Annotated in this window: 1 protein-coding gene; it reads left to right on the forward strand. The window is 49.1% G+C overall.

Going from position 1 to position 1999, the window contains the following annotated elements; all coding sequences use genetic code 11:
• Positions 1-588: 588 nt before the first annotated feature.
• Positions 589-1999 (forward strand): cellulose binding domain-containing protein (locus ABGY95_RS05270; RefSeq protein ID WP_347440650.1); only part of this gene is annotated, 1411 nt, incomplete at its 3' end.

Genomic DNA, 1999 nt, shown 5'->3' on the forward strand with positions numbered 1-1999 from the left:
AAAAGCGGCACGCACATCCTTTGGAACGAGGGTATGCGGTAGCTGTTTATGTAAGAGGAGCACGCCGTTGGGGTGACGACGTAGCCTCAAAAATGAGTCAGAACCGAGTCTTGGGCTAGTGCAGGCAGGCGACGCGCTTGCGACAGTGCTGTTGATCGTCCTGTCCCTATCTACCAATCCTCAGTAGAGGTAAAAGGCTCTTTGGCTTGACTTTATTACGCAGCCGCTTTCCGGGCGAATGACAATCCCACCTTGTACGAGTCTAGGAACTGATGTGTTCACTTCATATGGGCCTCCGGCGGGTAACGACCATCAGTTCAGAGAATACATGACTTGTTTGAGTGAACCTTCTTTACAAGTTCTGCGTACATAAATAAACGCTACAGCGCTCAGCATTGCTTAAGAGGAAAATAATGAGTTGCATGGCTTGTCAATCGAGGGATAAACATGATGACCACTTGGATGTGGTTTTCTCGTAGATTTGGATCGAAATATTTCAATCATCGTTTAAAGTGCCGAAAACGATGGCTACTATCACGAAATGCTCGAGAACTGTGTCGCGTGGAGCCACTCGAGCAGCGTCACCTAATGGCTGTCGTTGTGCCAGCCTATGAGATTACAAACCAGTGGGGAAATGAATTTGAAGCACGCATTACGCTTACAAATGTTGATGTACAACCGGTAAACGACTGGATGCTATCTTTTGATTATGCAGCAAGTATTACTGATGTTTGGGGGGCAACGCTTGTCTCGAATGACGGTGGCCGATATGTGATCGCGAATGAGGGCTGGAATAACGATTTAGAGACAGGGAGGTCACTCGTTTTTCATTTGCTGGGTTCTACAAATATACATGCCACGGAGATAGACGCGCCCACGAATTATGCAATCAATGGGAAAGCTGTTGGTGATGAAACCAATAATTCAACTCCTCTTGCTGGCGATATCCCTCCGCTTGGTGAGGAAGGTGGTGATTCGCCAAGCAATTCCAACACGGATCGATTCCAGGTGGGCTTCCATCGGTTGAGAGATTGGGGAGAAGCTTTTGTCGGTGAAATCACGCTCACGAATCATAGTTCAGGTGTGCTCACTGGCTGGGAGATATCGTTTGATTTCACTGGAGGGATTGACTCCCTCTGGAATGCGCGCCTTGTTAACGCTTCAGGGCCACGTTATACCGTTCGGGCACCCGCGTGGAATCAGGACCTAGCAGCCGGTGGCACAGTCACGATTCGTTTTCAGGCAACACCCGAACAAGAGGGCGTGGTGCCTCGGGCATTTGTTATTTCCGGAGTCTGTGACGGACCTTTGATTCAGTCTAATCAGGACTTTCAGGCACCGAGTAAGCTTCAGCGGCCCAGTATACAGCCCATAGCTGACACAATTGATGGCCATGGTGTTGTGTATGCCGTAGGGGCGTTGCAGGAAGATATTCAGGAGTTTGATCCAACTGTCGACCGTCTTGATTTTGGGTCACACTCGGCTCGTACGGTTACGCTGGCAAAAAATGAACAGGGCAAGGTCGCCTTTATTAATCCATGGACACAGAAGGCTTCGTTTCATGTGCTTTCAAACGTAAGCTGCTCTGATTTGACGGTCGATAACTTTTTTCCGCTAGACAATGAACATCTTCGGCAGGATATCGGTGGTGTTCTTTCGTGGGAGCGTCGGGTAGGACCTCGTGACCTGGACACGATCTATGTTCGTTCCCATGAGGTGGGCGTTCACGAACGAATTGAGGGATTCGATCCCACTTCGATGAAGATAAGTCTGCTCTACTTTGGGTCCCGCGATAGGCTTTTTGTTGAAGATACAGATGAGGGCTTGCTCATCTCGTCGGAGATCGCAGGTCAAAGTATTCTACTAGTCGGTGTGTCAAAGGCCTCGCTTGTCGGTAACAACATCGAATTCCACCACGATCAGGTGGTGGAATCACGGTTATTTGTTCCCTTTGGATTTCATGCCGACGACGTTGCGATAGTGAGTCGCGATATGCTGC

The organism is Rubritalea sp. (genome assembly GCF_039830215.1).
Classification (GTDB): domain Bacteria; phylum Verrucomicrobiota; class Verrucomicrobiia; order Verrucomicrobiales; family Akkermansiaceae; genus Rubritalea.